Origin of the sequence: Rhizobium sp. C1 (genome assembly GCF_021026335.1) — a bacterium.
Lineage (GTDB): Bacteria > Pseudomonadota > Alphaproteobacteria > Rhizobiales > Rhizobiaceae > Ensifer_A.
Map to the genome: position 1 here is coordinate 1099948 of NZ_JAJNCY010000001.1, position 22932 is coordinate 1122879.

The following is a 22932-nucleotide window of genomic DNA, read 5'->3' on the forward strand; positions in this document are numbered from 1 at the left end:
GCAATCGCGGTTGGAATGGCGCATTCGGAACTGCGCTTCGTCAGAACTGCGCTCTAAAAGGTGACGCCTTGCCCCCTCTCCCCGGAATGCCTGACGCCCGACTGGAAATCTTCTATTTCGACGCCGGCGGCGGACATCGCAATGCCATGACGGCGCTGACGCGGCTGATCGAGAAGGAAAAGCCCGGCTGGCAGGTGACGCCCGTCGATCTGCAAGCGCTTCTCGAGCCCATCGATCCCGTCTACAAGCTGACACGACGGGTCACAGGCTCCCTGAAGAGGCTGCTGCGCCCCGTGGCACCCGGCCTGAGCGCCATCGAGCCATGGCAGGCGCAGGACATCTACAACAGCGCGCTCAAACGCGGGGTGACGACCGGCATGGGCGCGATCCTGCCGGTACTGCAGCGCTTCATCGCCCGCTATGCCACCGAGATCGAGCCGCTGCTGGCGAAGCGCTGGAAGGATCCGGCCACCCCTCGCCCCGATCTCGTCGTTTCGGTCATTCCGAACTTCAACTGGGTTCTCTATGGCGCGCTCCGGCGTGCGTTGCCGAATGTTCCCTATGCCACCGTCATCACCGACTTTGCGGATTGCCCGCCGCATTTCTGGATGGAGGATCAGGACCAGATCGTCATCTGCGGCACGGACATGGCCTATCGGCAGGCGGTGGCGACCGGGTTCTACAGGCCGCACGACATCCATCTCGTTTCGGGCATGATCCTGAAGGAAAACTTCTACACGCCGCCGCCGGCGGACGCACCGACCCGCCAGAGCCTCGGGCTTTCCGACAGTGGCCCGGTCGCCCTCATCATGTTTGGGGGCAATGGCGCCTCAAGCGCGACGAACTACATCCTGAACCAGCTGGACAAGACCGCGCTTGGCATCGAATCGATCGTGATGTGCGGGCGCAACGCAGCCCTTCTGAAGACGCTGGAGGGCCGTCCCGGCTGCCGCCCGGTCGGCTTCGTCAACAATGTCGCCGACTATATGCGGCTTGCGGATTTCTTTATCGGCAAACCCGGTCCCGGCAGCGTGGCGGAAGCGATCCATATGGGCCTGCCAGTGATCGTCGAGCAGAATAGCAACACGATGCCGCAGGAGCGGCCCAATCCGGAATGGGTGCGCGACAAGGGCGTCGGCGTGGTGATTTCAAGCTTCAAGAAGGACACCGGCAACGCAGCCAGGCAGGTGCTGGCGAACCTGAAGCATTTGCAGGACAATATTCGCAGCAACGTCCCGGAAAATCGGGCCGTCTACGAAACAGTCGCAATTTTCGAGCGCTACCTCGAACAGGGGCGGACCTGAAACCGCCAGGGTTCTGCCGAAGGCGGCAAAGCCTTGCCTCACATCGTTCCAAGCGCCCAGGCGACCAGCGCGCCCGAAACCTGACCGAAGGCGGCGTTGAGCGCCGCGATATAGGCCTTGTTGCCGGAACCGGAAACCGGCACGGCAGCGCGGAAGTTCTTCGAGGCGCGCACCTGACCGTTGCGGTCGTTCAGAAGCCGCGCCGTGATGTCGACAACCGCCATATTCTCCGAGGCGGAGATCTCGAATGTGTTGATCGTCGTCTGGATCTGCTCATCGATGGCAAGTCCCTCGCCCGGAAGACCGGCACCGCCGACCTTGCCGGAGTTCTGGAAGGCCTGCGCCAGCTTCAACTGCACCAGTTTCGGGAGCCGGTCCGACCATTGGCTGTCGCCGAGGAACTGATATTCTTGGCCGGAAACGCGGACCACGACATTCTGGCTGTCGAGCATCTGGGTTGCCACCGGGTTTGCGATCAGCACCTGACGGCCCTTGCGTACCGGCCCGGGCGCACTCGAGACTGCGGACAGCCCGAACAGATCCTTCGGCGCCGAGGTCGCACAGGCCGACAGCGCCAGGGTTGCAGCCATCATGAAAGCCGTCGCGGATTTCGTAGCCCGATTTCTTGTCGTCAAAGCCTGCACAACTCTACCTCACTCTTGCTTTCAGCGACGGGTGCGTCCGTCAAACGTCTTCACCTGATCGCCGCCGAAAATCAGCCGCTGCGGATCGCTGTCGAAATTGGTGATCGTGCGGTTGAGATTATCGACCGCCTGACGCATGTCGCCCACCAGCGCCTGAATGCCGCCGAGGCCTTGCGAGGAGAAACGCGACAGATTGTCGGCGATCGGGCCGATCCTCGCGTTGATCGTAACGGCGACCTCCTTGTAGGCGGCCAGCGTTTCCTTGGCCTGCGCCATCAACGACGAACTGTCGCCGGAGCCCAGCATGTTGTCCACCTTGGCCAGAATGCCGTCAACGCGGTTCGAAGCCTTGTTCAACTTGGAGGCAAGCTCGGTGGCGTCGTTGATGGCCTGATCGATCTGCTGGCGTCGGTTGTTGATATCGTTGGTGATGGACTTGATATCCTGCACGGCAGACCGCGCATTGGCGACCGTCTGGGAGATATCCTCGACCGATCCCTGGATCTTGTCAGGATCGATGGCCGCGATCAGCTTGTCAGCCTTTGCCACCGTGGAATTGGCGGAGGCTGCGAGCGTTGCGATATTGTCGGCGGCCTTGTTGAACTTCTCAAGCGAGACCTTGATCTCGCCGGAGCTCGCGGCAAAATTCGCGCTTACGGTATTCGCATTGGCCAGGATGCTGTCGATCTTCTTCGGATCCACCGCCTTGATCAGCGAGTCGACAGAAGCCAGCGTGCCATCGAGGCGGCCGGAGAGACCGTTGACCGTGTCGGACAGCTTGCCGACGCTGGCGAGGAATTTGTTGATGCCGTCGGCATTGTCGGCCAGCGCCTTGCTGAAGGTCTCGGCGTTCCTGACCGTGTTCGTCAGCGGCGCGCGCGAGTCGTTGGCGAAGGTCTGGATCTGAGCGACAGCCTCGTCGGCGCGTTTCAGGATCTTGTCGGCGGTTGCCAGAAGGTTCGTCACGCTCGACTGATCTGCCAGCAGCATCGGCGCACGACCTGTCTTGCGAGCTTCTTCGAGGAGGTTCACGCCGCCGGGCTTGCCGCCGGACAGCTCGATATAGGCAGCACCCGTCAGACCCTGGATGCCGAGCACGGCCTTGGTCGATTCATAGATCGGGGCGTCGGCGTTGACCTGGGTGAAGGCGACAGAATAGTTGGGGTCGGTGGCATCGATTGCGAGCGTTTTCACCGATCCGATCTGAATACCGTTGAACCGCACCGCAGAGCCAACGGACAGGCCGTTGGCAGAGCCGGGAATACGGATGATCAGGTCCGACATCGGCCCCTGACGCCCATATTGTGACATCCAGAAGACGAAGGCAAACGCCGCGGCGACGACTGCCACCGTGAAGAATCCGACTATTGCATAGTTCGCTTTGGTTTCCATTGTCCGGCCAATCGGGCGTTGAAGCCCGTTTCAAATTTCATCCATGCCCGCTTGCGGCAGGCTTCACAATCGTTCTTGCCCTTTTTCCCCGGAAATAGGCCTGTACCCATTCGTCATCGAAGGCGAGCATATCTTCGACCGTGCCCGTCACCATGACGCGTTTCTGCCCCAGCACCGCTATACGGTCGCAGACCGAAAACAGACTATCGAGATCGTGCGTCACCATGTAGACGGTCAGGCCGAGCGTATCGCGCAGACGTGCGATCAGCTCGTCGAATTCAGCTGCACCGATCGGGTCGAGACCGGATGTCGGCTCGTCGAGGAAGACGAGGTCCGGGTCGAGCGCGAGTGCACGCGCCAGCGCCGCGCGCTTGATCATGCCGCCCGACAGTTCCGAGGGAAACTTGTCCGCCGCATCGGGCTGCAAGCCCACCAGCTCGATCTTCAGCCTGGCGAATTCATCCATCATCGACTGCGGAAGATCGAGATATTCGCGCATCGGCAGCTGGATATTCTCCTTCACCGTCAGCGCCGAGAAGAGCGCGCCGTGCTGGAAGAGGACGCCAAGCCGCGTATCCATCTCGACGCGTTCCTTGGCATCGAGCGTGTCGTAATCGTGGCCGAGGATCGAGATCGTGCCCGACTTGCGCGGCACCAGCTTCAGGATCGTGCGCATGAGCACCGACTTGCCGGTGCCGGACGCGCCGACGAAGCCCAGGATTTCGCCGCGCCGCACGTCGAGATCGAGATTGTCGAGCACGACCTTGTCGCCAAAGGCCACGGTCACGCCCTTGACCGAGAGGATGATGTCGTCGTTTTTCGTTTCGTCCGCCATCCCCGACCTCAAAACTTTATGGCCGCGTAGAACATGGCGAAGAGCCCGTCCACGAGGATGACGACGAAGATGGCCCGCACGACCGAAGCCGTGACGTGCTTGCCGAGCGATTCGGCGCTGCCGCCGACCTTCAAACCCTCCACCGCAGCCACAACGCCGATGATCAGCGCCATGAAAGGCGCCTTCAGCAAGCCGGCAATGATGGTGGAATAATCGATTGCATGCCGCAGGCGCGACAGGAAGACTTCGAACGTGATGCCCGAATAGGCCCATGTGACGACCGCAGCCCCGGCAAGCGCCGCAAAATTGGCGATAATGGTCAGCAGCGGCAGCGATATGACGAGCGCGATAAGCCGGGGCAGAATGAGTACGCCGACCGGGTTGAGCCCCATCACCGTCAGCGCGTCGATTTCCTCGCGCATCTTCATCGAGCCGACTTCCGCCGTGATGGCGCTGCCCGAGCGGCCGGCGATCATGATGGCGGTCAGAAGAACGCCGATCTCACGCAGTTGCAGGATGCCGACAAGATCGACCACGAAGATTTCCGCGCCGAAATAGCGCAACTGGAACGCCCCCTGCTGGGCGATGATCGCGCCGATGAGAAAGCTCATGAGCAGCATGATCGGCACCGCGCCGACGCCCATGCGGTCGATCTGGTTAACGATCGAGGCCGGCGATACGCCTGACGTGCGACCAAGCTTCAACTGCGCGCCGCTGACGGCAGAGCCCAGAATGTGCATGGCGAGCAGCACATCCTTCCAGAGATCGACCATGATGACGCCCACCGGCGCGAAAAGCCTCGCGAAAAGCGAATCGCGCGGGCGTTTCGGGGTCTGATCTTCCTTGAGCCGTTCCGGCAGCGAACTGATGAGGTCGAGATGGGTCTGGCCGGCATTGACGATTTCGGTATCGCCCTCAGCGGCGGTGATCAGCCGGCGGATGAGCCAGGCGCCCGAGGTATCGAGGCCGGCGACGGCCTCCATATCGATGGTGGTGCGGCCGGAAAAGGGCTCGCGCTCCAGCGCCATCATCTGCTCGCCGGCACGACGCAACGACGCCTGCCGCCAGTCGCCCGACAACGTCAGGACGCGCTGGGAACCGGAGTCACGCTGTTCGACCTCAAATGCGGCCTGATCTGCCGACAAGAACATCACCCTTATGAACGCTTCCCTTGCGGGACAAATTTTCAACGGACGCCACAGTTCTGGCGTCCTGCAAATTACTCTTATATAGACCAGGCTCCCGCCGTCGACAGTCCTGCCACACCATTCACTTCTTTCGAGCGAGGCAAAATCATGATCCGTTACGCCGAAGCCACAATCGAGAGCTTTCCGATTGCCGGCAGCTTTACCATTTCTCGCGGCTCCAAAACCTCGGCTGATGTTGTTGTCTGCACCATTCGCGAGGGCGGTAACGCGGGACGGGGCGAATGTGTTCCCTATCGCCGGTACGGAGAGACGATCGAGAGCGTCATGGCCGAGATCAACGCCATCCTGCCGATGGTGGTCGAAGGGATGGATCGCAGCGTTCTGCAGTCGCTGATGAAGCCGGGCGCGGCCCGCAATGCGGTCGATTGTGCGCTGTGGGATCTGGAAGCGAAGAAGCGCGGGCTGACGGTCATGGAGGGCATGGGCCTGAGCATCGCCCGGCCGCTTGTGACCGCCTACACGATTTCGCTCGGCTCTGCAGAAGAGATGGCGGCACAGACGGCGAAATGGGCGCATCGCAAGCTCCTCAAGGTCAAGGTCGGCACGGAAGACGACGAATCACGCATACGGGCGGTGCGGGCTGCGGCCCCTGATAGCGCGATCGTGATCGATGCCAATGAAGGCTGGACCGCCGACAATCTGACGCATCATCTGAATGTCGCTGCCGAATGCGGCATCGGCCTGATCGAGCAGCCGCTTCCCGCCGGTCAGGACGACTTGCTGGCGCGCATCCCGCATCCCGTGCCGATCTGTGCTGACGAAAGCGCGCATGAGGCGGAGGGGCTGGAACTGCTGCGCGACCGCTACGATGCGATCAACATCAAGCTCGACAAGGCGGGCGGGCTGACTGAAGCGCTGAAAATGAAGAACCGCGCCCGCGAGCTTGGCTATGAGGTGATGATCGGCTGCATGGTCGGAACGTCGCTCGCCATGGCGCCCGCCGTGCTTCTGGCGCAGGACGCCGATTTCGTCGACCTGGACGGCCCTCTCCTGCTCGCCCGCGACCGGACCCCGGGCCTCGTCTACGACGCCTCGTTCGTCCTGCCGCCAGCGCCGGCCCTGTGGGGCTGAGACAGCCAGCCGGCGAGAACGGAGAGCGTGCCGGCAATGGCGAGTACGCACATGAACAGGAAGCTGACGCCGCCGAAACGGTTGAAGACGAAGCCGCAAAAGAAGGTCGACACAGCCAGGAAGACGTTGCTGTAGAAGAAATACAGCCCCTGCGCCGTCGCCTCCTGATGGCCCGGCACGCGCTGCGTGATCAGCCGCTGCAGGCCAAGATGGGCCGTGGCGAAGGTGAAGGCGTGGAGGATCTGCAGTGGAATGAAGCTGTAGAAATCGCTCGCCAGCGGAAACGCCGCCCAGCGCACGATCGACATCAGCGTTCCTGCAAAGATGAGCTGCCAGATCGAGAAGCGGCGCAGCAGCCAGCTCGACCACAGGAAGACGCAGACTTCCGCAGCGACACCCGCGCCCCAGAGAAGACCGATCTGCGACCCGGGAATCCCGATCTGCTCCCAATAGAGCGACGAGAACGTGTAGAGCATGGCATGGCTGGAGCCAGATAGCGTCACGCCGATCAGGACGAACAGGAAGTCCGGCTTGCGGAAGACGCGCTCTTCGGGGACCACCGTGGGCTCCGTGATCGGCTTCAGCCGGCTCACACCCGTCTTCGGCGCAATCAGGCCGCCGACGACGGTCAGGAAAAAGCCAAACGTGATGGCAGGCAGAACCGAGGATGCACCATGCGCGCCGACCAGATAGCCACCCGCCAGTGTGGCGACGATGAAGAGGATGGAGCCCCACATGCGCATGTGGCCATACTGGTAACCCCAGCGTCGCGCGCCGGTCATCAGCAGTGATTCGGCAACCGGTGAATACGGGGAGTAGAACGCGCCCAACAGGCCATAGATCAGCAGAACCGGCCAGAAGGCGACCGAATAGAACATGGCGCAGCAGGTGATGAGCGAGGTGAGCCCCGACCAGAAGAGCACCGTGGCGCGCTCGCCGATCTGGTCCGAAAGCGCCGAAACCACCGGCGCGACGATCACCCGCACGATCAGGGGAACACCCGTGATCAGACCGATCTGCCAGTCGGCCAGATGCAGCGACTGAAGCCAGACCGGAAAATACGGCATCAGCAAAGCATTGGTGATCATGGGCGCGCAGAACGTCATCGCGGCCCGCGTTCTGTAATAGAACGGCGCTTGCCCGAACTGGGCATCCGAAAGAACAGTGGTCATTGTCTACCTGGGGGCGAGTGTCCGCGGAAAATGCCGGGACTCACAGATTGCTATCACGCTCTTATGAGGTACGCCAATCAGCCTTTTTAATGGGCTGATCAATTCCGTGAAAACACGGTTGCCTGTGTGACTTTTTTATCGACTTCTGAGTGCGGCGCCGAGCGCGGTGCGGGCGAGTGACGCCATCTCATCCGGGTCGTCCCAGCCGATCTCGGGCATCGACCAATAGGGCATCTTGACGTCCTTGCCGGTCTTGTTGTGCTGATAGGTCCATTGCACGCCGCCCTGCGCCTCGTACTGGGCCGAACATTCCGCATCACCCTTAAGCAACATGCGGTCGCGCAGCCAGATCGCGATGATTTCGCCATCGCTATAGATACCCTTGCCGCCGAACATGCGGCGGATGGAGATGGGGGCAACGGCCTGAAACATCTCCTCGAGCTGCTCGTTGTCCATCGCCCTACCCTTTCAGAACCCCGCCGGCCGCTTCGATCGCCTCGATCGTGTCGACATCGAGATGGGCGGCCTCGCCGATCTCCACATCGATGACCGGCAAGCCGCTTTTCTCGATGATATGCCGCGCGCCGACATCGCCCTCAAGACGCAGGAGCGCGGGATAAAGCGTCTTCGGCAGAATGACCGGATTGCCGCGCTTGCCGGCGGAAACGGCACGGACGACGGCATTGCCGCCTTCGCGCAGGAAAGCCTCGATCAGCCTGGTGTAATCCTCCGCAGTGACGCCCGGCATGTCGGCAAGCGCGATGACGATGCCATCCGTTTCGTGCAGCGCCTCGACCCCGACGCGAATCGAGGATGCCATGCCCGAGGCGAAATCGGGATTGCGGATGGTTCGGATCTCAAGCCCCGCCAGCGCCCGCTCGATCTCCTCGGCGCGGTGACCGGTGACGACTGCGACCTGCACTGCTCCGGCTGACAGAGCCTCGGCAACACTGCGACGCACCAGCGGCTCGCCTGAGAATTCGGCCAGAAGCTTGTGCTTCTCTCCGCCCATGCGACTGGCGCGACCGGCGGCGAGAACCGCAATGCCGACCCTCGGGCGATGCGGCTCTTGCGTTGCCTTTTCGCGCGGCAGCGGGCGAAGCGGAATTTCCATGAGAAGTCCACCGACGCCCAGGCTCGCTGCATCCTTTTGTGTTGGTCGCTCGCCGGCGAGAATGCGGTTCAATATCCAGTCGAAGCCGTTTTCCTTTGGGCTTCGCGCGCAGCCTGGCGCGCCGAGGACCGGAACGCCGTGGACATAGCCGAGAACAAGGAGATTGCCCGGATCGACCGGCATGCCGGCAATCGCGAGTTCCCCGCCGGCCAAGCGGATGGCGGCAGGGATGACATCGCCTTCGTCTGTCATGGCGGAGGCGCCGAAAACGACGACGAGGCCGTAACGCTGTACAAAATCAGCAATATGGGCTGCGACAGCCTGTGCATCGTGCTGACAGCGGGCCTCCTCGGCAATGCGGCTGCCGCTGGGTCGCAGGCGATCCTCCGTGAGACGCCTCGTCTTGTCCATGACGGAAGGCTTAAGCGAAGGCAAAACGGTTGCAATCAGGCCGGCAGTCAGGCTTGCGAAGGGCTTGACCGAAAAGGCAGACCCCGATGCCAGCAGCGCCCTTCCCTTCTCCGCCAGTTCGGCCGACACGGCGAGCGGGATGATCTTGACGGTCGCCACCAGATCGCCTTTGCGGACAGGAGCACGGTCGGCCAGCGTGGCCAACGTCAAGGCAGGGTGGATGGCGTTGAAGGCGTCGATCAGCGCGCGGTCGGCGCGGAAGAGACCGTTCGTCTCGGCATGGAAATTGACGCGGCCGGTGGCGGCGGGCGATGCGCGGAAGCCATCCGCAACCAGCGCCCCCGCGATCAGCGCAGCGGCTTCGTCCTCGCCGATATCGCCGGGCTCCAATCGCGCAGCGATCACCGAGGCGACACCGGCGCTGCTTAACGTTACGATATCCTCTTCCGTTACGACATGTCCCTTCGGCAGCCGCCCGCCCTCGAACATCACGGAGTGGGCGAGCACGCAAGTCTTCGCCTCGGCAACGGGGACCGCGCCGAAGATCATACGCCAGCCCCGATCACGCGCTTTCGCAGCGCCTGGATGATGTCGCCGAGGATCGCGACGGCGATTTCGCCGGGCGTGGATGCGCCGATGTCCAAGCCGATCGGGGCGGAAATGCGGGCGATCTGCGCGTCCGTGCAGCCGGCCTCCTTGAGCCGCTCGACGCGCTTCGCATGTGTCTTGCGGCTACCCAGTGCACCGATATAGAAGCAGCCGGTTTTCAGCGCCGAAACAAGCGGATAGTCGTCGATCTTTGGATCGTGAGTCACCGCGACAAGCGCCGTGAAGGCATCGAGCGGTGCATCCTTCAGCACGTCCTCCGGCCAGTCGGCAGTCAGCTTCACGCCTGCAAAGCGCTCGGGCGTGGCGAATGCGGTGCGCGGATCGATGATCTCCAGATCAAAGCCGGCGGCGGGGGCCATGGCGGCCAGCGCCTGGCTGATATGGACCGCGCCGATCACGACAATGCGCGGCGGGGGGACATGGACATTGAGGAAGAGGCTCCTGCCCTCCTCCTCCACCAGACCGGACTTCCCGGAAAGGAAGGCCCTGGTGAGCGTCTCCGGCGAAACGCCTGCCAACGTATCGCCTTCCAGCGCCAGCCGGTCCTCGCCGATTGCCAGATCGGTCACAAGGATGGCGGCGCGGCGGGCGCGCTTGGCGTCGTTCAGCTGTTTCAGAATCTCTAAGCGCATCAGTCAACCTTCTCGACATAGACGCGGATGCGGCCGCCGCAGGAGAGGCCGACGCGCCAGGCCGTCTCGTCCGCCACGCCGAATTCCAGCATGCGCGCGCTGCCCGAACCGATGACGTCCATCGCCTCGGTGATCACCGCGCCTTCGACGCAGCCACCGGAGACGGAGCCATGGAAATTGCCCTCGCCGTCGATCACCAGGTGGCTGCCGACCGGACGCGGCGCGGAGCCCCATGTCTCGATCACGGTTGCCAACGCCACATCGCGGCCCTCGCTTTTCCAGCCTTCCGCGATGAGAAGCGGATCGTCAAAACCGGCCATGTCGTTCATGCGTGCCTCCGTTCATTTTATCATTGGGGCGTCACACCCTCTCTTGCAAAATCTATGACTTAGCCTTTGGCTAAGATCATGATTTTGCTTTCTCTCCCACCAAAGGGGAGATTGGAGCCTGAGCCGTTGCCTCTCCCGGCCGTCATCCTCGGGCCTGTCCCGAGGATCTACTGAGCGAGCGGGTGGCTCAACGTAGCAGATGGTCGGGACAGGCCCGACCATGACGGCGTTGAACGTACTGCCAGCATCAAACCCGCCCGAGATACCGCCGCGGATCGGCCTTGCGCCCACCACCCTCGCCCGACAGCGCCGCCACCAGATCCCCGATCGCTTCCAGATTATGCACTGGCCGGAACTCATCAACATGGGGCAGCATGGCGCGCACGCCGCGGGCTCTCGCCTCGAACCCATCAAAACGTAGGAGTGGATTGAGCCAAATCAAGCGGCGGCAGGAGCGGTGCAGCCGGTCCATCTCCGTTTCCAGCTCCTCGATATTGTCGCGCTCGAGCCCGTCGGTGATGAGCAGCACGCTGGCGCCCTGCCCCAGCACGCGACGCGCCCAGAGGCGGTTGAACTCGCGCAGCGTCTCAGCGATGCGGGTGCCGCCCGACCAGTCGGTGACTGCCGCCGAGCAGGCGTCGAGCGCTTCGTCCGGGTCCTTGTGGCGCATCTGGCGGGTGACGTTGGTCAGCCGCGTGCCGAAGAGGAAGGTGTGCACCCGCCGGCGCTTTTCCGTCATGGCGTGGAGGAGATGCAGGAAGATGCGGGTGTACTGGCTCATCGAGCCGGAAATATCGGCAAGGATGACCAGCGGCGGATGGATCGTCCGCTGCTCCCTGAATTTCGGCAGCAGCAGATCGCCGCCGGTCTTCATGCTGGCGCGCATGGTCTGGCGGGCGTCGAAGATTTTCGGGCGGTTGGACGGGCGGAAACGGCGGGTGCGGACCTCGTCGAAGGGCAACTGGATACGGGCGATCTCCGCCTTGGCGATGGCCAGCTCCTTGGCCGACATCTGGGCGAAATCCATCTTTCGCAGCACTTCCGAGCCCGACATCGTGAAGCGCGCGTCGAACTCGATTTCGGGTTCTTCCGGCTTGGCGCTGCGGCGATCCTTCTCGGCGACCAGCGCGTCTGCGGCGCGCGACTGGCCAGCGCGGCTTTTCTCCTTCTGGCCGATGTTGGGCGTGCCGGGCAGCATCATCTGCATCATCTTGGCGATCAACTCGCGCGAGCGCCAGAACAGGCGGAAGGCCTCGTCGAAGACTGCCTTGTCCTCGTGGCGCTTGACGAAGACGGCGAAGAGCGCGGTGTAGAATTCCTCGCGCGAGCCAATGCCGATGGCCTCGACGGCCTCCACCGCATCGATCACCGCGCCGGGGCCGATCTTCAGCCCCGCCTTGCGCAGCGCGCGGGCGAAATAGGTAATGTTGTCGGCAAGCCTGCCGTCACCTCTTCCGCCGCCCGCAATTTCGCCCGAGACATCCATCGTGTCAGCCTGCGGCCAGAAGTTCGGCCTTCACCTCGGAGAGGATCTTGGTCCCCTCGCCGCCCTGAATGCGCGAAATGTCGTCCTGATATTTGAGCAGCGTGCCGAGCGTATCGGCGATCGTCTCCGGGTCGAGGGCGACGCGGTCGAGTTCGGTCAACGCCGTTGCCCAGTCGATCGTTTCGGCGACGCCGGGGTTCTTGAAGAGATCGACCTCGCGCAGCTTCTGCACATAGGCGACAACCTGGCGCGCCAGCGTGTCGTTGCAGCCCGGCACCTTGCGGGAGACGATTTCCAGCTCCTGCTTCGAATCCGGATAGCCGACCCAGTGGTAGAGGCAGCGGCGCTTGAGCGCATCATGCACCTCGCGGGTGCGGTTCGTCGTGATGATGACGATCGGCGGCTCTTCGGCGCGGATCGTTCCGTATTCGGGGATCGTCACCTGGAAATCGGACAGCACTTCGAGCAGGAAGGCCTCGAAGGCCTCGTCGGTCCGGTCGAGTTCGTCGATCAGGAAAACCGGCGCGCGACCGGCGGGTGCGGAAATCGCCTGCAGGACCGGACGGCGTATCAGGTGTTTTTCGGAGAAGATGCCTGCTTCCATCTCGCCGCGATCCGTCGCGCCAGAGGCTTCCGACAGGCGGATTTCGAGCATCTGCGCGGGATAGTTCCACTCGTAGACCGCAGAGGAAATATCAAGGCCTTCATAGCATTGCAGGCGGATCAGCGGCCGGTCGAGCGCCTTGGCCAGAACCTTGGCCACCTCGGTCTTGCCGACGCCGGCATCCCCTTCGAGGAAGAGCGGACGCTTCAGCTTGAGCGCAAGGAAGAGCACCGTCGCGAGCGAGCGCGAGGCGAGATAGTCGTGGCTTTCGAGAAGGCTGGCGGTCTCGTCGATGGATTGCGGCAGCGGCCGCGCAGTCATGCCGGTCATAAACTCTGGAGTCTCCTCATCTCATGAGGAGAAGTCTATATCGCGTGATAGCTCCGGTCCATATAAACAAGAGACTGATCTTTGGAGCCGAGACGCAACCCCACGACTTCGCCGAAGAAGATGTTGTGGGTCGAGACAGACTTCGTATCGACGATGCGGCAGTCGTAGGTGGCGATCGAGTCCTTCAGCGTCGGCGCGCCCGTCACCAGCTCGTCCCACTCGCCCATGGCAAAGCGTTCTTCGACTGGAAGCTTGGCGAATCCCGCGAAGGCATCGGCCAGCCCCTTGTGATGCGCCGCCAGCGTGTTCAGGGCGAAGACGCCGCTTTCGAGGAAGATATTGTTGCTCTCGTTATGCCGGTTGAGGCAGACGAGAACCATGGCAGGATTGTCGGAGACCGAGCAGGCGGCGGTAATGGTCACGCCGCGGCGCACGCCCTCATGCGCCGTCGTGACGATCTGCACATGGCCGGCATAGCGCGCCATGGCGTCGCGATAGAGCTTCGGATCGATCCCGGGTGCGCTCAACACTTCATTCTCCGTTGTGCTTCCTTGAAAAGACAAGATAATCGCCGATTGTTAAAATTCCGCGCCCTCAAACAGACAATTTGCGGCCTTGTCGCGACATTCCGTTTGAGGCAGACGATATGGGTCACTATTCTTTTCAAGACGATACGAGACGGAACGCGCCCCGGATGAAAACAATCGCCCTGACGACCCTCACCCTCATGAGCCTGCTGACGGCCGGTCCTGCCGCGGCACGGGGGCTGACGATCGGTGTGGTCGCGCCGCTTGACGGGCCCTTCGCCATTCTCGGCAAGCAGGTCATGGCGGGCGCGAAGGCGCAGGCGGAGGCAGCGGGCAACAAGATTTTGCCAGTGCCGGAATCCTGCGCACCGGACTCGGGCGTCGATGTGGCCAGCCGGCTGATCGCGGGCGGCGCAACGGCGGCGATCGGCTTTCTCTGCGCCGATTCCCTGATCGGCAGCGCGCAGGCGCTGAAAGAGGCCGCCATTCCCGTCATCACGCTTTCCGCCCGCTCCAAGGTTCTGTTCGAAGACGCGGCCAAGCATGGCTGGCCGATCTATTCGCTCAGCCCCCGCCCCGGCGAAGAGGCAAGCGCAACGGCCGGCTTTATCGCGGGCATATGGCCTGGCTCGGCCATCGCGCTTCTGGATGACGGCACGCTCAATGCGCATGAACTGGCCGCCAATATCCGCCTGGATCTGGAGACAAAGGGCATCAAGCCCGTCATGGCCGACACATTCCGCCCCGGCCTCGACAATCAGAAAATCCTGGTGCGGCGCCTGCAGAAGGCGGGCGTTACGAATGTCTATATTGCCGGCGGGCGCAGCGATGTCGCCACCATTGCCCGCGACGCGGCCGGAACCGGCATAGCGCTGATGGGCAGCGACCAGCTTCTGGCTTCCGACGATGGCGTGGCGCTGCCCGATGGCGTTCTGGCCGTGCTTCCGGAAAGCTGGCGCGAGCAGCCCGGTGCATCCGGCCTGGTCCATGCGCTGGCGGAACAGGATATCGTGGCAGAGGGATATGTGCTTCCGGCGCATGCCGCCGCCCAGATCATCGACAAGGCGGAAGCAGCAGTCAATGACAAGCAGGATCTGGCTGCCACGATTGCCGGCGGGACCTTCGAAACGGCAGTCGGAACGGTGAGCTTCGGTAAGGACCATTTCCGCGCCGAGGACACATACCGGCTGATGGAATGGCGGAACGGCGCGTTTCAGCCGCCCGTTCCTCCGGCGGGGCAACCGGCCGCGAAATCCGGCAAGACACAATAATATCGGTTTAAACGGACCGGGGCCTGCCGCGTACCATTGCCGCGCCTGCCGCGCGATGTTAGGGGCGCGACAACCGACGTTACTTTATCTCATGTCTCGCAACACGACTACGCCCGGCGTAGCGCGACATGCTTCAGGAGGCAGTCTCATGAAACCCATTCGTATCGCCCCTTCGATCCTGGCTTCAGACTTTTCCAGGCTCGGGCAGGAAGTGCGCGACGTCGTTTCCGCAGGTGCCGACTGGATCCATCTCGACGTCATGGACGGGCATTTCGTCCCGAACATCACCTTCGGGCCGGATGTCATCAAGTCGCTGCGCCCGCACACGGATGCGGTGTTCGACTGCCACCTCATGATCTCGCCGGCCGATCCCTATCTCGAAGCCTTCGCCAAGGCCGGCTGCGATTACATCACCGTGCATGCCGAGGCAGGTCCGCATCTGCATCGTTCGCTGCAGGCTATCCGGGCGCTCGGCAAGAAGGCCGGCGTTTCGATCAACCCGGCGACGCATGAGAGCGTGCTGGAATACATTCTCGACGACGTCGATCTCATCCTGCTGATGAGCGTGAACCCCGGCTTCGGCGGACAGAAATACATTCCTGCCGTCACCGAAAAGGCGAAGCGCATCCATGCCATGATCGGCAACCGGCCGATCGAGCTGGAAGTCGATGGCGGTATCACGCCGGAAACGGCGCCGGCCGTGGCAGCGGCCGGCGTCAACGCCTTCGTCGCCGGCTCGGCCGTCTTCAAGGGCGGCAGCGTCGAGAGCTATCGCGCCAACATTTCGGCCATCCGCGCAGCCGCAGAAAAGGGCCGCGCGTAAGCGTCCCACACCGATAGTTTGTGCCTAGCGGCCGGCATCCGTTGAGATTGCCGGCCATGTTTGCTATGGCGCGGCCAACGAATTTCCAACACGCAAAGGCGAAGGCTGATGATCCCGCGCTATTCCCGCCCCGAAATGGTGTCCATCTGGTCGCAGGAGACCAAGTTCCGCATCTGGTTCGAGATCGAGGCGCATGCCTGTTTCGCACTCGCCGACCTCGGCGTGATCCCGAAGGAAGCCGCGCAGAACATCTGGGACAAGGGTTCGGCCGCCGAATTCGACGTTGCCAAGATCGACGAGATCGAGGCCGTCACCAAGCATGACGTCATCGCCTTCCTGACCCATCTAGCCGAATTCATCGGCCCTGACTCGCGCTTCGTGCATCAGGGCATGACCTCGTCGGACGTGCTGGACACGACTTTCAACATACAGCTCGTGCGCGCCGCCGACATCCTGATCGCCGACATGGACAAGGTTCTCGCCGCACTCAAGAAGCGCGCCTTCGAGCACAAGGACACGGTTCGCATCGGCCGCTCGCATGGCATTCATGCCGAACCGACGACGATGGGCCTGACCTTTGCCCGCTTCTATGCCGAGATGAGCCGCAACCGCGACCGCCTGGTTGCCGCCCGCGCCGAAGTCGCGACCGGCGCGATCTCCGGCGCCGTCGGCACGTTTGCCAATATCGATCCGAGCGTGGAAGAACATGTCTGCGAGAAGCTCGGCCTCAAGCCGGAGCCGATCTCGACGCAGGTCATCCCGCGCGACCGTCATGCCATGTTCTTCGCGACGCTTGGCGTCATTGCCTCTTCGATCGAAAACGTCGCCATTGAAATCCGCCACATGCAGCGCACGGAAGTTCTGGAAGCGGAAGAGTTCTTCTCGCCCGGCCAGAAGGGTTCGTCCGCCATGCCCCACAAGCGCAACCCGGTGCTGACCGAGAACCTGACGGGTCTCGCCCGCCTCGTGCGCATGTCGGTCGTTCCGGCGCTGGAAAACGTGGCGCTCTGGCATGAGCGCGACATCTCGCACTCTTCCGTCGAACGCGGCATCGGCCCGGATACGACGATTACGCTGGACTTCGCCCTGAACCGGCTCGCCGGCGTCATCGACAAGCTGGTGATCTATCCGGAAAACATGCTCAAGAACATGAACAAGTTCAAGGGCCTGGTCATGAGCCAGCGCGTTCTTCTGGCCCTCACCCAGGCCGGCGTTTCGCGCGAGGACAGCTATCGCCTCGTTCAGCGCAACGCCATGAAGGTCTGGGAAAAGGGTGCGGACTTCCTGGAAGAACTGCTCGGTGACGAAGAGGTTCGTAAGGCGCTGTCGGAAGAAGAAATCCGCGAGAAGTTCGACCTCGGCTATCACACCAAGCATGTGGACACGATCTTCCGCCGGGTTTTCGGCGAAGCGTAATCTCTTGCATCGACGCTAGAATATGAAGCCGGTAGCGCCAAGCTGCCGGCTTCTTTCGTTTGACGACTCGTCTGAACTTCCTATCGTGCCGTTCAGTTCAAGACGGAGTCACTGACATGGCAGGACGTCTCGCAGGCAAGGTCGCAATCGTTTCAGGCGGAGCCACGGGCATGGGCGGGGCCTCGTCCAGCCTGTTTGCGGCGGAGGGCGCGAAGGTCGCGATCATCGACCGCAATGCGGAGGCCGGTGCGGCCAAGGTTGCGGAGATCGAAGCAGCCGGCGGCGTGGCTATGTTCCAGCAGGCGGATGTGTCGAAGACCGATGAGGTCAGTGCCGCGGTGAAGGCGATCGAGGCGGCGTTTGGCCCTGTGACGGTGCTGTTCAACCATGCCGGCACGATCGTCATCAAGCCGTTCCTGGAAACGACAGAGGAGGAATGGGACTGGCTGCACGATGTCAACGTGAAGTCCATGTATCTGATGACCAAGGCGGTCCTTCCGGGCATGATTGCGGCAGGTGGCGGCTCGATCGTCTGCACCTCCTCCATCTCAGCCGTCGCGGCAACGCCGATGGAAGTGCTCTACGACACGACGAAGGGCGCGGTGCATATGTTCGCCCGCGCCATCGCGGTCGAATTCCGCGACCGCAACATCCGCTGCAACGCCGTCTGCCCCGGCTTCGTGCGCACGCCGCATGGGCTTCGGGAAGTCAAAGATCTGCAGGCGCTCGGCGTCGATGTGTCGGAAGCGGCGCTCGCCGCCCAGCAGGGGCGCATCTGCGAGCCGGAGGAAGTGGCCAAGGCCGCCCTCTTCCTCGCCTCCGACGATGCCAGCTTCGTCAATGGCGCGCATCTCTTTGTCGATAACGGATTTACGGCGCTTTGATCGGCGACAACGCGCCCCGTTTTTCTCTGAACCATGATCGGAGCGCCCGGAAAATGACGGTGATCAGAACGCAGGGCTTGAAACATATATAACATAATATATATTATAGTCTGAATTCAAATCAGACTGGAGCCCTTGCCATGACACTTGATCGCGCCGTATTCGCCTTTGCCGGCATCATGACCCTTCTTTCGGTCCTGCTGACCATGTTCGTCTCACCTTACTTCCTCTGGTTCACCATCTTCATCGGCGCGAACCTGCTGCAATCCGCCTTTACCGGCTTCTGCCCGGCGGCGATGATCTTCAAGCGTTTCGGCATCAAGGCCGGTTGCGCGTTCTGAAGGGTTGATCCGATGCACAAGACATTGACGGCCGCGCTCCTGCTGGCTGTGGCCCAGCCGGCATTCGCCGGTTCGCTTACCCTGCAGCCGACCGACATGACCGAGTGGAAGGCCGTCTACGGTCAGGTCGAGGCGAAGGACACGGTTCCGGCCCGTGCCCGCATCGGCGGCGTCATCACCGAGCTTGCCGTGACCGAAGGCGATGTTGTGAAAGCCGGGCAGAAGATCGCCGTCGTCCGTGACGACAAGATCGACTTCCAGCTGGCCGCCTATGATGCCCAGCTGAAGGCGCTTGAGACGCAGCTTGCCAATGCACAATCCGAGCTTGCGCGCGGCATGACGCTGGTCGGCAAGGGCATTACGACTCAGCAGCAGCTCGATCAACTCAAGACCAGCGTCGACGTTTTCGGCAGTCAGATCGCAGCGCTTCAGGCACAGCGCTCGGTCTCGGTCGAGCAGCAGAAGGAGGGCGATGTGCTGGCGCCAGCCAGTGGCCGCGTGCTGCAGGTGCCGGTCACCAGAGGCGCGGTCATCATGGGCGGCGAACCCGTCGCGACCATCGGCGGCGGAGGCTTCTTCCTGCGGCTTGCCATTCCGGAGCGGCATGCGGCTTCGCTGAAACAGGGCGCGAGCATCCATATTTCTGCGGGCGGCAAACAGGAGACGGGCAAGCTGGTCAAGATCTACCCCGAGATCACCAATGGCCGCGTCGCCGCCGATGTCGAGGTTTCGACGTTGAATTCGGATTTCGTCAATGCCCGCGTCCTCGTGGAAATCCCCGTGGCGACGCGCAAGGCGCTTCTCGTGCCACAGGCCGCAGTCACCACCCGCTCCGGCATTGATTTCGTCACCGTTGAGGAAGACGGCAAGCCGGTCGAGCGCGCCGTGATTCTGGGCGAGACGCTGGAAGACGGCAATGCGCCCATGGTCGAAGTTCTGACCGGCCTCAAGGCTGGCGATGCCGTGGTGACACCGAAATGACTGACGAGAAGAACAAGAATCCGGCGAACGCGGGCCAAGACGAGCTCGGACAAGGGCCGGTCGAGCACCATCACGAGGCGACCGAAGACGCGGGCATGACCGATCTCGGCATTGCCGGGCGTCTCACCAAGGCCTTCATCAAGTCGCCGCTCACCCCCCTCTTTCTGCTCGCCGCCTTCGCCTTCGGTCTGGTCGCGCTGATCAGCCTGCCGCGCGAGGAAGAGCCGCAGATCTCGGTGCCTATGGTCGACATCCTCGTCCAGGCGCCGGGCCTGAAGGCGGAGGATGCGGTCAAGCTGGTGACCGAGCCGCTGGAAACGGTGGTGAAGAGCATCGACGGCGTCGAGCATGTCTATTCGCAGTCCGGTGACGACAATGTCATGGTCACGGCCCGCTTCAAGGTTGGCACCTCCTCCGATGCGGCAGTGCTGCGCGTCCATGACAAGGTCATGGCGAACATGGACAAGATCCCACTCGGCATTCCGCAACCGATGATCGTCGGTCGCGGCATCGACGATGTCGCGATCGTCTCGCTGACGCTGTCGCCCAAGCCGGACGCCGCCGATCGCATCACGCCCAACGACCTCACCCGCATCATGCGGGAGCTGCGCACCGAAGTGTCGAAGATCGACAATGTCGGCCTGACCTATCTTGTCGGCGAGACGGGCGAGCAGATCCGCATCGCGCCCGATCCGGCCAAGCTCGCGCTCTATGGCGTGACGCTGCAGCAGCTTTCGGCCAAGGTTCAGAGCGCCAACAGCGCCTTCCCGGCCGGCACAGTCCGGAAGGACAACCAGGAGATCGGCCTGATTGCCGGCGAGACGCTGTCGACGCCCGCTGCCATCGGCAATCTGCTGCTGACCTCGCGCGACGGCCGGCCGGTCTATGTCCGCGATGTCGCTGATATTTCGCTGGCGACCGACACGGCTGACCTTCGGGTTTCGACCGTCACCAAGACCGACAAGGGTATCGAGCGCGTCCCCTCCGTGACGCTGGCGGTGGCCAAGCGTGCTGGCTCCAACGCGGTCACTGTGGCCGAAGCGGTGATGAAGCGCGTCGAATTGCTCAAGGGCGACCTGATCCCCGGCGACATGCATCTCGAAGTCACCCGCAACTATGGCGAAACGGCCAACGAGAAGGCGAACGAGCTGCTCTATCATCTGGGGCTGGCGACCGTTTCGATCATTCTCCTCGTCTGGCTCGCCATCGGGCGGCGCGAGGCGCTGGTGGTCGCCATCGTCATTCCGGTGACGATCCTGCTGACGCTCTTCGCCTCGAATGTCATGGGCTACACGCTGAACCGCGTCTCGCTCTTCGCGCTGATCTTCTCCATCGGCATTCTGGTCGACGACGCCATCGTCGTCATCGAGAACACGGCGCGGCATTGGGGCATGCATGACGGGCGATCGCGCCGCCGCGCGGCCATCGAGGCCGTGGCGGAAGTCGGCAATCCGACCATCGTTGCAACGCTGACCGTGGTGGCGGCCCTGCTCCCCATGCTCTTCGTTTCCGGCATGATGGGGCCCTATATGAGCCCCATCCCGGCCAATGCCTCGGCCGCGATGATCTTCTCGTTCTTCGTCGCCGTGATCGTCACGCCCTATCTGATGTTGAAGGTCAGCGGCAAGGCGCCGGTCGTTCATCACGACGAGGCGCATGGCGGCAGGCTCGGGCAGATCTATGCGTCCGTCGCCCGGCCGATCCTGAAGACGAAGACGCGCAGCTGGATCTTCCTTCTGGCCGTCGGCGCACTCACGCTCGGTTCGCTCAGTCTCTTCTACACCAAGCATGTGACCGTGAAGCTGCTGCCCTTCGACAACAAGTCGGAGCTGTCCGTCACCATCGACCTGCCGGAAGGTTCCTCCGTCGAGGCGACCGACCGGGTGGCGCAGGACATCGCCCGCATCGTCGTCGGCCTGCCGGAAGTCGTCTCGGTGCAGACGCATGCCGGCACGGCGGCGCCCTTCAACTTCAACGGGCTCGTGCGCCACAGCTACATGCGCTCGCAGCCCTATATGGGTGACGTCGCCGTCAACCTCACCGGCAAGGGCGAGCGGGACCGTTCCTCGCATCAGATCGCGCTCGATATCCGGCAACGCATCTCCAAGCTCGCCGTGCCCGCCGGCACAAGCCTGAAGGTCGTCGAGCCGCCGCCGGGTCCGCCGGTCATGGCGACGCTGCTCGCCGAGATCTACGGTCCCGATGCGGAGACGCGCCGCAAGGTCGCGGCCCGTGTCGAGGAGGCCTTCCGCAGCGTTCCCTACATTGTCGATATCGACAACTCGTATGGGACGCAGGCGCAGCGGATGCGTATGACAGTGGACACCGACAAGGCCGAATTCTTCCATGTCGAAGAGAGCGACGTGTTTAACACGATCTCGATCCTCAACGGCGGGCAGACGGTCGGCTATTCGCATCGCGGCAACGGCCGCACGCCAATCCCGATCCGGGTTCAGCGCGCCAAGGGCGACCAGACGCTGGGCGAAGCGTTTCTCACGACGCCGATCCCGGCCAATGTTCTTCCCGGCGGCAATGGCGTGGTCGAGCTGGGCGATGTCGTGAAGGTCACCAACGAGCTCTCCTCCTATCCCGTCTTCCGCCATAATGGCCGCAGCGCCGAGATGGTGACGGCGGAGCTTGCAGGCCAGTTCGAGGCGCCGCTTTACGGCATGCTCGCCGTGCAGGATGCTCTCGACAGGATGGACTGGAAGGACCTGCCGAAGCCGGTCATCGCGCTGCATGGCCAGCCGGAGGACGAGCGTCATCCCACCCTGCTCTGGGATGGCGAATGGGAGGTGACCTGGGTCACGTTCCGCGACATGGGGGCCGCCTTCATGATCGCTCTCCTCGGGATCTACATCCTCGTCGTCGCGCAGTTCGGCTCGTTCAAGCTGCCGCTCGTCATCCTGACGCCGGTGCCGCTGACCTTCATCGGCATTCTCGCCGGTCACTGGATGTTCGGCGCCCCCTTCTCGGCCACCTCGATGATCGGCTTCATTGCGCTTGCCGGCATCATCGTGCGCAACTCGATCCTGCTGGTGGATTTCATCCGCAACAGCGACATGACGGGCCGAACGATGACCGACGTTCTGATCGAGGCTGGCGCAATCCGCTTCAAACCGATCCTGCTCACGGCTCTCGCCGCCATCATCGGCGCGGCCGTGATCCTGACCGACCCGATCTTCCAGGGGCTGGCGATCTCGCTGCTGTTCGGGCTGGCGTCCTCGACCGCGCTGACGGTGCTGGTGATCCCGGCGATCTATCGGGTTTTGAGGACGTGAGGGTGCCTCCTTCAATCTCCCCCCTTGAGGGGGAGATGCCCGGCAGGGCAGAGGGGGGTGTGGCGCGGCAGCAGTCTCTGCGTCCATTGGCATTCTCCTCTATGGCACCCCCCTCTGTCAGCTTCGCTGACATCTCCCCCTCAAGGGGACCGTTGCATAATGCGATGTCTTCGCGGCTGGGAGATTGTTAGACGTGCCTTATCGAGCCCGGCCTCTGTTTTGGCCGGGTTTTTGGTCGTTTGGGTTGGCTTTGGGTGTTTCTAGGCG

At 62.7% G+C, this 22932-nt stretch carries 21 protein-coding genes; 9 read left to right on the plus strand and 12 right to left on the minus strand.

All coding sequences use genetic code 11. The annotated features are described in order from the left end of the window. Positions 1 to 68: 68 nt before the first annotated feature. The gene (locus LQK83_RS05440) at positions 69 to 1304 is read left to right on the plus strand and encodes a glycosyltransferase (RefSeq protein WP_230836211.1); all 1236 of its coding nucleotides are present in this window, start codon (positions 69 to 71) and stop codon (positions 1302 to 1304) included. Between the two features lie 38 nt (positions 1305 to 1342). Here LQK83_RS05440 and LQK83_RS05445 read toward each other — a convergent pair whose 3' ends face one another. From LQK83_RS05445 to LQK83_RS05460, 4 genes are all read right to left on the minus strand, one after another. Continuing rightward, entirely contained in the window at positions 1343 to 1897 is a 555-nt protein-coding gene (locus tag LQK83_RS05445; RefSeq protein WP_230836212.1) for an ABC-type transport auxiliary lipoprotein family protein, read from the minus strand. A 72-nt stretch (positions 1898 to 1969) separates the two neighbouring features. Then, positions 1970 to 3340, minus strand: coding sequence for an MlaD family protein (locus LQK83_RS05450; protein ID WP_230836213.1), 1371 nt, complete (start codon positions 3338 to 3340; stop codon positions 1970 to 1972). A 37-nt stretch (positions 3341 to 3377) separates the two neighbouring features. Further along, a complete protein-coding gene (locus tag LQK83_RS05455; protein WP_230836214.1) occupies positions 3378 to 4175 on the minus strand; it encodes an ABC transporter ATP-binding protein in 798 nt (265 codons plus the stop codon). Positions 4176 to 4183: 8 nt separating this feature from the next. Next, the gene (locus LQK83_RS05460) at positions 4184 to 5320 is read right to left on the minus strand and encodes an MlaE family ABC transporter permease (RefSeq protein ID WP_230836215.1); all 1137 of its coding nucleotides are present in this window, start codon (positions 5318 to 5320) and stop codon (positions 4184 to 4186) included. A 150-nt stretch (positions 5321 to 5470) separates the two neighbouring features. On the opposite strand from LQK83_RS05460, the gene dgcA reads away from it, so the two are divergent. Further along, positions 5471 to 6454 (plus strand): N-acetyl-D-Glu racemase DgcA, encoded by a 984-nt coding sequence (dgcA, locus tag LQK83_RS05465; RefSeq protein ID WP_230836216.1) that lies wholly within the window; start codon positions 5471 to 5473, stop codon positions 6452 to 6454. Here dgcA and LQK83_RS05470 read toward each other — a convergent pair. The 8 genes from LQK83_RS05470 to LQK83_RS05505 form a co-directional block, all read right to left on the minus strand. Beyond that, positions 6406 to 7626, minus strand: coding sequence for an MFS transporter (locus tag LQK83_RS05470; protein ID WP_230836217.1), 1221 nt, complete (start codon positions 7624 to 7626; stop codon positions 6406 to 6408). The two genes, dgcA and LQK83_RS05470, sit on opposite strands and share 49 nt — an antisense overlap. 135 nt (positions 7627 to 7761) lie before the next feature. Next, positions 7762 to 8082 (minus strand): TfoX/Sxy family protein, encoded by a 321-nt coding sequence (locus LQK83_RS05475; protein ID WP_230836218.1) that lies wholly within the window; start codon positions 8080 to 8082, stop codon positions 7762 to 7764. Positions 8083 to 8086: 4 nt separating this feature from the next. After that, positions 8087 to 9700: an NTP transferase domain-containing protein gene (locus LQK83_RS05480; protein WP_230836219.1), complete on the minus strand. Its 1614-nt coding sequence runs from the start codon at positions 9698 to 9700 to the stop codon at positions 8087 to 8089. Continuing rightward, a complete protein-coding gene (locus LQK83_RS05485) occupies positions 9697 to 10392 on the minus strand; it encodes an XdhC family protein (protein WP_230836220.1) in 696 nt (231 codons plus the stop codon). The genes LQK83_RS05480 and LQK83_RS05485 overlap by 4 nt, the downstream gene beginning before the upstream one ends. Beyond that, positions 10392 to 10721 (minus strand): XdhC family protein, encoded by a 330-nt coding sequence (locus LQK83_RS05490; RefSeq protein ID WP_230836221.1) that lies wholly within the window; start codon positions 10719 to 10721, stop codon positions 10392 to 10394. The genes LQK83_RS05485 and LQK83_RS05490 overlap by 1 nt, the downstream gene beginning before the upstream one ends. A 247-nt stretch (positions 10722 to 10968) precedes the next feature. Continuing rightward, positions 10969 to 12207: a vWA domain-containing protein gene (locus tag LQK83_RS05495; RefSeq protein WP_230836222.1), complete on the minus strand. Its 1239-nt coding sequence runs from the start codon at positions 12205 to 12207 to the stop codon at positions 10969 to 10971. A gap of 4 nt (positions 12208 to 12211) precedes the next feature. Then, positions 12212 to 13141: an AAA family ATPase gene (locus tag LQK83_RS05500; protein WP_230836223.1), complete on the minus strand. Its 930-nt coding sequence runs from the start codon at positions 13139 to 13141 to the stop codon at positions 12212 to 12214. A 35-nt stretch (positions 13142 to 13176) separates the two neighbouring features. Continuing rightward, positions 13177 to 13671: a flavin reductase gene (locus tag LQK83_RS05505; protein ID WP_230836224.1), complete on the minus strand. Its 495-nt coding sequence runs from the start codon at positions 13669 to 13671 to the stop codon at positions 13177 to 13179. Between the two features lie 164 nt (positions 13672 to 13835). Here LQK83_RS05505 and LQK83_RS05510 point away from each other — a divergent pair, with 164 nt between their 5' ends. From LQK83_RS05510 to LQK83_RS05540, 7 genes are all read left to right on the plus strand, one after another. Next, positions 13836 to 14939 carry an ABC transporter substrate-binding protein gene (locus LQK83_RS05510; RefSeq protein ID WP_230836225.1) on the plus strand — a complete coding sequence of 368 codons (1104 nt, stop codon included), beginning with the start codon at positions 13836 to 13838 and terminating at the stop codon, positions 14937 to 14939. Positions 14940 to 15087: 148 nt separating this feature from the next. After that, complete coding sequence (rpe, locus tag LQK83_RS05515; protein ID WP_230836226.1) at positions 15088 to 15762, plus strand: ribulose-phosphate 3-epimerase; 675 nt, start codon at positions 15088 to 15090, stop codon at positions 15760 to 15762. 108 nt (positions 15763 to 15870) lie between these two features. After that, complete coding sequence (gene purB, locus LQK83_RS05520) at positions 15871 to 17178, plus strand: adenylosuccinate lyase (RefSeq protein ID WP_230836227.1); 1308 nt, start codon at positions 15871 to 15873, stop codon at positions 17176 to 17178. Between the two features lie 116 nt (positions 17179 to 17294). Beyond that, positions 17295 to 18062 carry an SDR family NAD(P)-dependent oxidoreductase gene (locus tag LQK83_RS05525; protein ID WP_230836228.1) on the plus strand — a complete coding sequence of 256 codons (768 nt, stop codon included), beginning with the start codon at positions 17295 to 17297 and terminating at the stop codon, positions 18060 to 18062. A 140-nt stretch (positions 18063 to 18202) separates the two neighbouring features. Next, positions 18203 to 18403 (plus strand): YgaP family membrane protein, encoded by a 201-nt coding sequence (locus LQK83_RS05530; RefSeq protein WP_230836230.1) that lies wholly within the window; start codon positions 18203 to 18205, stop codon positions 18401 to 18403. A 12-nt stretch (positions 18404 to 18415) separates the two neighbouring features. After that, positions 18416 to 19384 carry an efflux RND transporter periplasmic adaptor subunit gene (locus tag LQK83_RS05535; RefSeq protein WP_230836231.1) on the plus strand — a complete coding sequence of 323 codons (969 nt, stop codon included), beginning with the start codon at positions 18416 to 18418 and terminating at the stop codon, positions 19382 to 19384. A gap of 95 nt (positions 19385 to 19479) precedes the next feature. Further along, positions 19480 to 22665, plus strand: a complete 3186-nt coding sequence (locus tag LQK83_RS05540; protein ID WP_230836333.1) for an efflux RND transporter permease subunit — start codon at positions 19480 to 19482, stop codon at positions 22663 to 22665. The last annotated feature ends 267 nt before the right edge of the window (positions 22666 to 22932 follow it).

Coding starts and splice junctions, on each gene's coding strand:
- LQK83_RS05445 (WP_230836212.1), bottom strand. CDS start 1,897: ATGATGGCTGCAACCCTGGCGCTGTCGGCCTGTGCGACCTCGGCGCCG.
- LQK83_RS05450 (WP_230836213.1), bottom strand. CDS start 3,340: ATGGAAACCAAAGCGAACTATGCAATAGTCGGATTCTTCACGGTGGCA.
- LQK83_RS05455 (WP_230836214.1), bottom strand. CDS start 4,175: ATGGCGGACGAAACGAAAAACGACGACATCATCCTCTCGGTCAAGGGC.
- dgcA (WP_230836216.1), top strand. CDS start 5,471: ATGATCCGTTACGCCGAAGCCACAATCGAGAGCTTTCCGATTGCCGGC.
- LQK83_RS05470 (WP_230836217.1), bottom strand. CDS start 7,626: ATGACCACTGTTCTTTCGGATGCCCAGTTCGGGCAAGCGCCGTTCTAT.
- LQK83_RS05475 (WP_230836218.1), bottom strand. CDS start 8,082: ATGGACAACGAGCAGCTCGAGGAGATGTTTCAGGCCGTTGCCCCCATC.
- LQK83_RS05480 (WP_230836219.1), bottom strand. CDS start 9,700: ATGATCTTCGGCGCGGTCCCCGTTGCCGAGGCGAAGACTTGCGTGCTC.
- LQK83_RS05485 (WP_230836220.1), bottom strand. CDS start 10,392: ATGCGCTTAGAGATTCTGAAACAGCTGAACGACGCCAAGCGCGCCCGC.
- LQK83_RS05490 (WP_230836221.1), bottom strand. CDS start 10,721: ATGAACGACATGGCCGGTTTTGACGATCCGCTTCTCATCGCGGAAGGC.
- LQK83_RS05495 (WP_230836222.1), bottom strand. CDS start 12,207: ATGGATGTCTCGGGCGAAATTGCGGGCGGCGGAAGAGGTGACGGCAGG.
- LQK83_RS05500 (WP_230836223.1), bottom strand. CDS start 13,141: ATGACCGGCATGACTGCGCGGCCGCTGCCGCAATCCATCGACGAGACC.
- LQK83_RS05510 (WP_230836225.1), top strand. CDS start 13,836: ATGAAAACAATCGCCCTGACGACCCTCACCCTCATGAGCCTGCTGACG.
- rpe (WP_230836226.1), top strand. CDS start 15,088: ATGAAACCCATTCGTATCGCCCCTTCGATCCTGGCTTCAGACTTTTCC.
- purB (WP_230836227.1), top strand. CDS start 15,871: ATGATCCCGCGCTATTCCCGCCCCGAAATGGTGTCCATCTGGTCGCAG.
- LQK83_RS05525 (WP_230836228.1), top strand. CDS start 17,295: ATGGCAGGACGTCTCGCAGGCAAGGTCGCAATCGTTTCAGGCGGAGCC.
- LQK83_RS05530 (WP_230836230.1), top strand. CDS start 18,203: ATGACACTTGATCGCGCCGTATTCGCCTTTGCCGGCATCATGACCCTT.
- LQK83_RS05535 (WP_230836231.1), top strand. CDS start 18,416: ATGCACAAGACATTGACGGCCGCGCTCCTGCTGGCTGTGGCCCAGCCG.
- LQK83_RS05540 (WP_230836333.1), top strand. CDS start 19,480: ATGACCGATCTCGGCATTGCCGGGCGTCTCACCAAGGCCTTCATCAAG.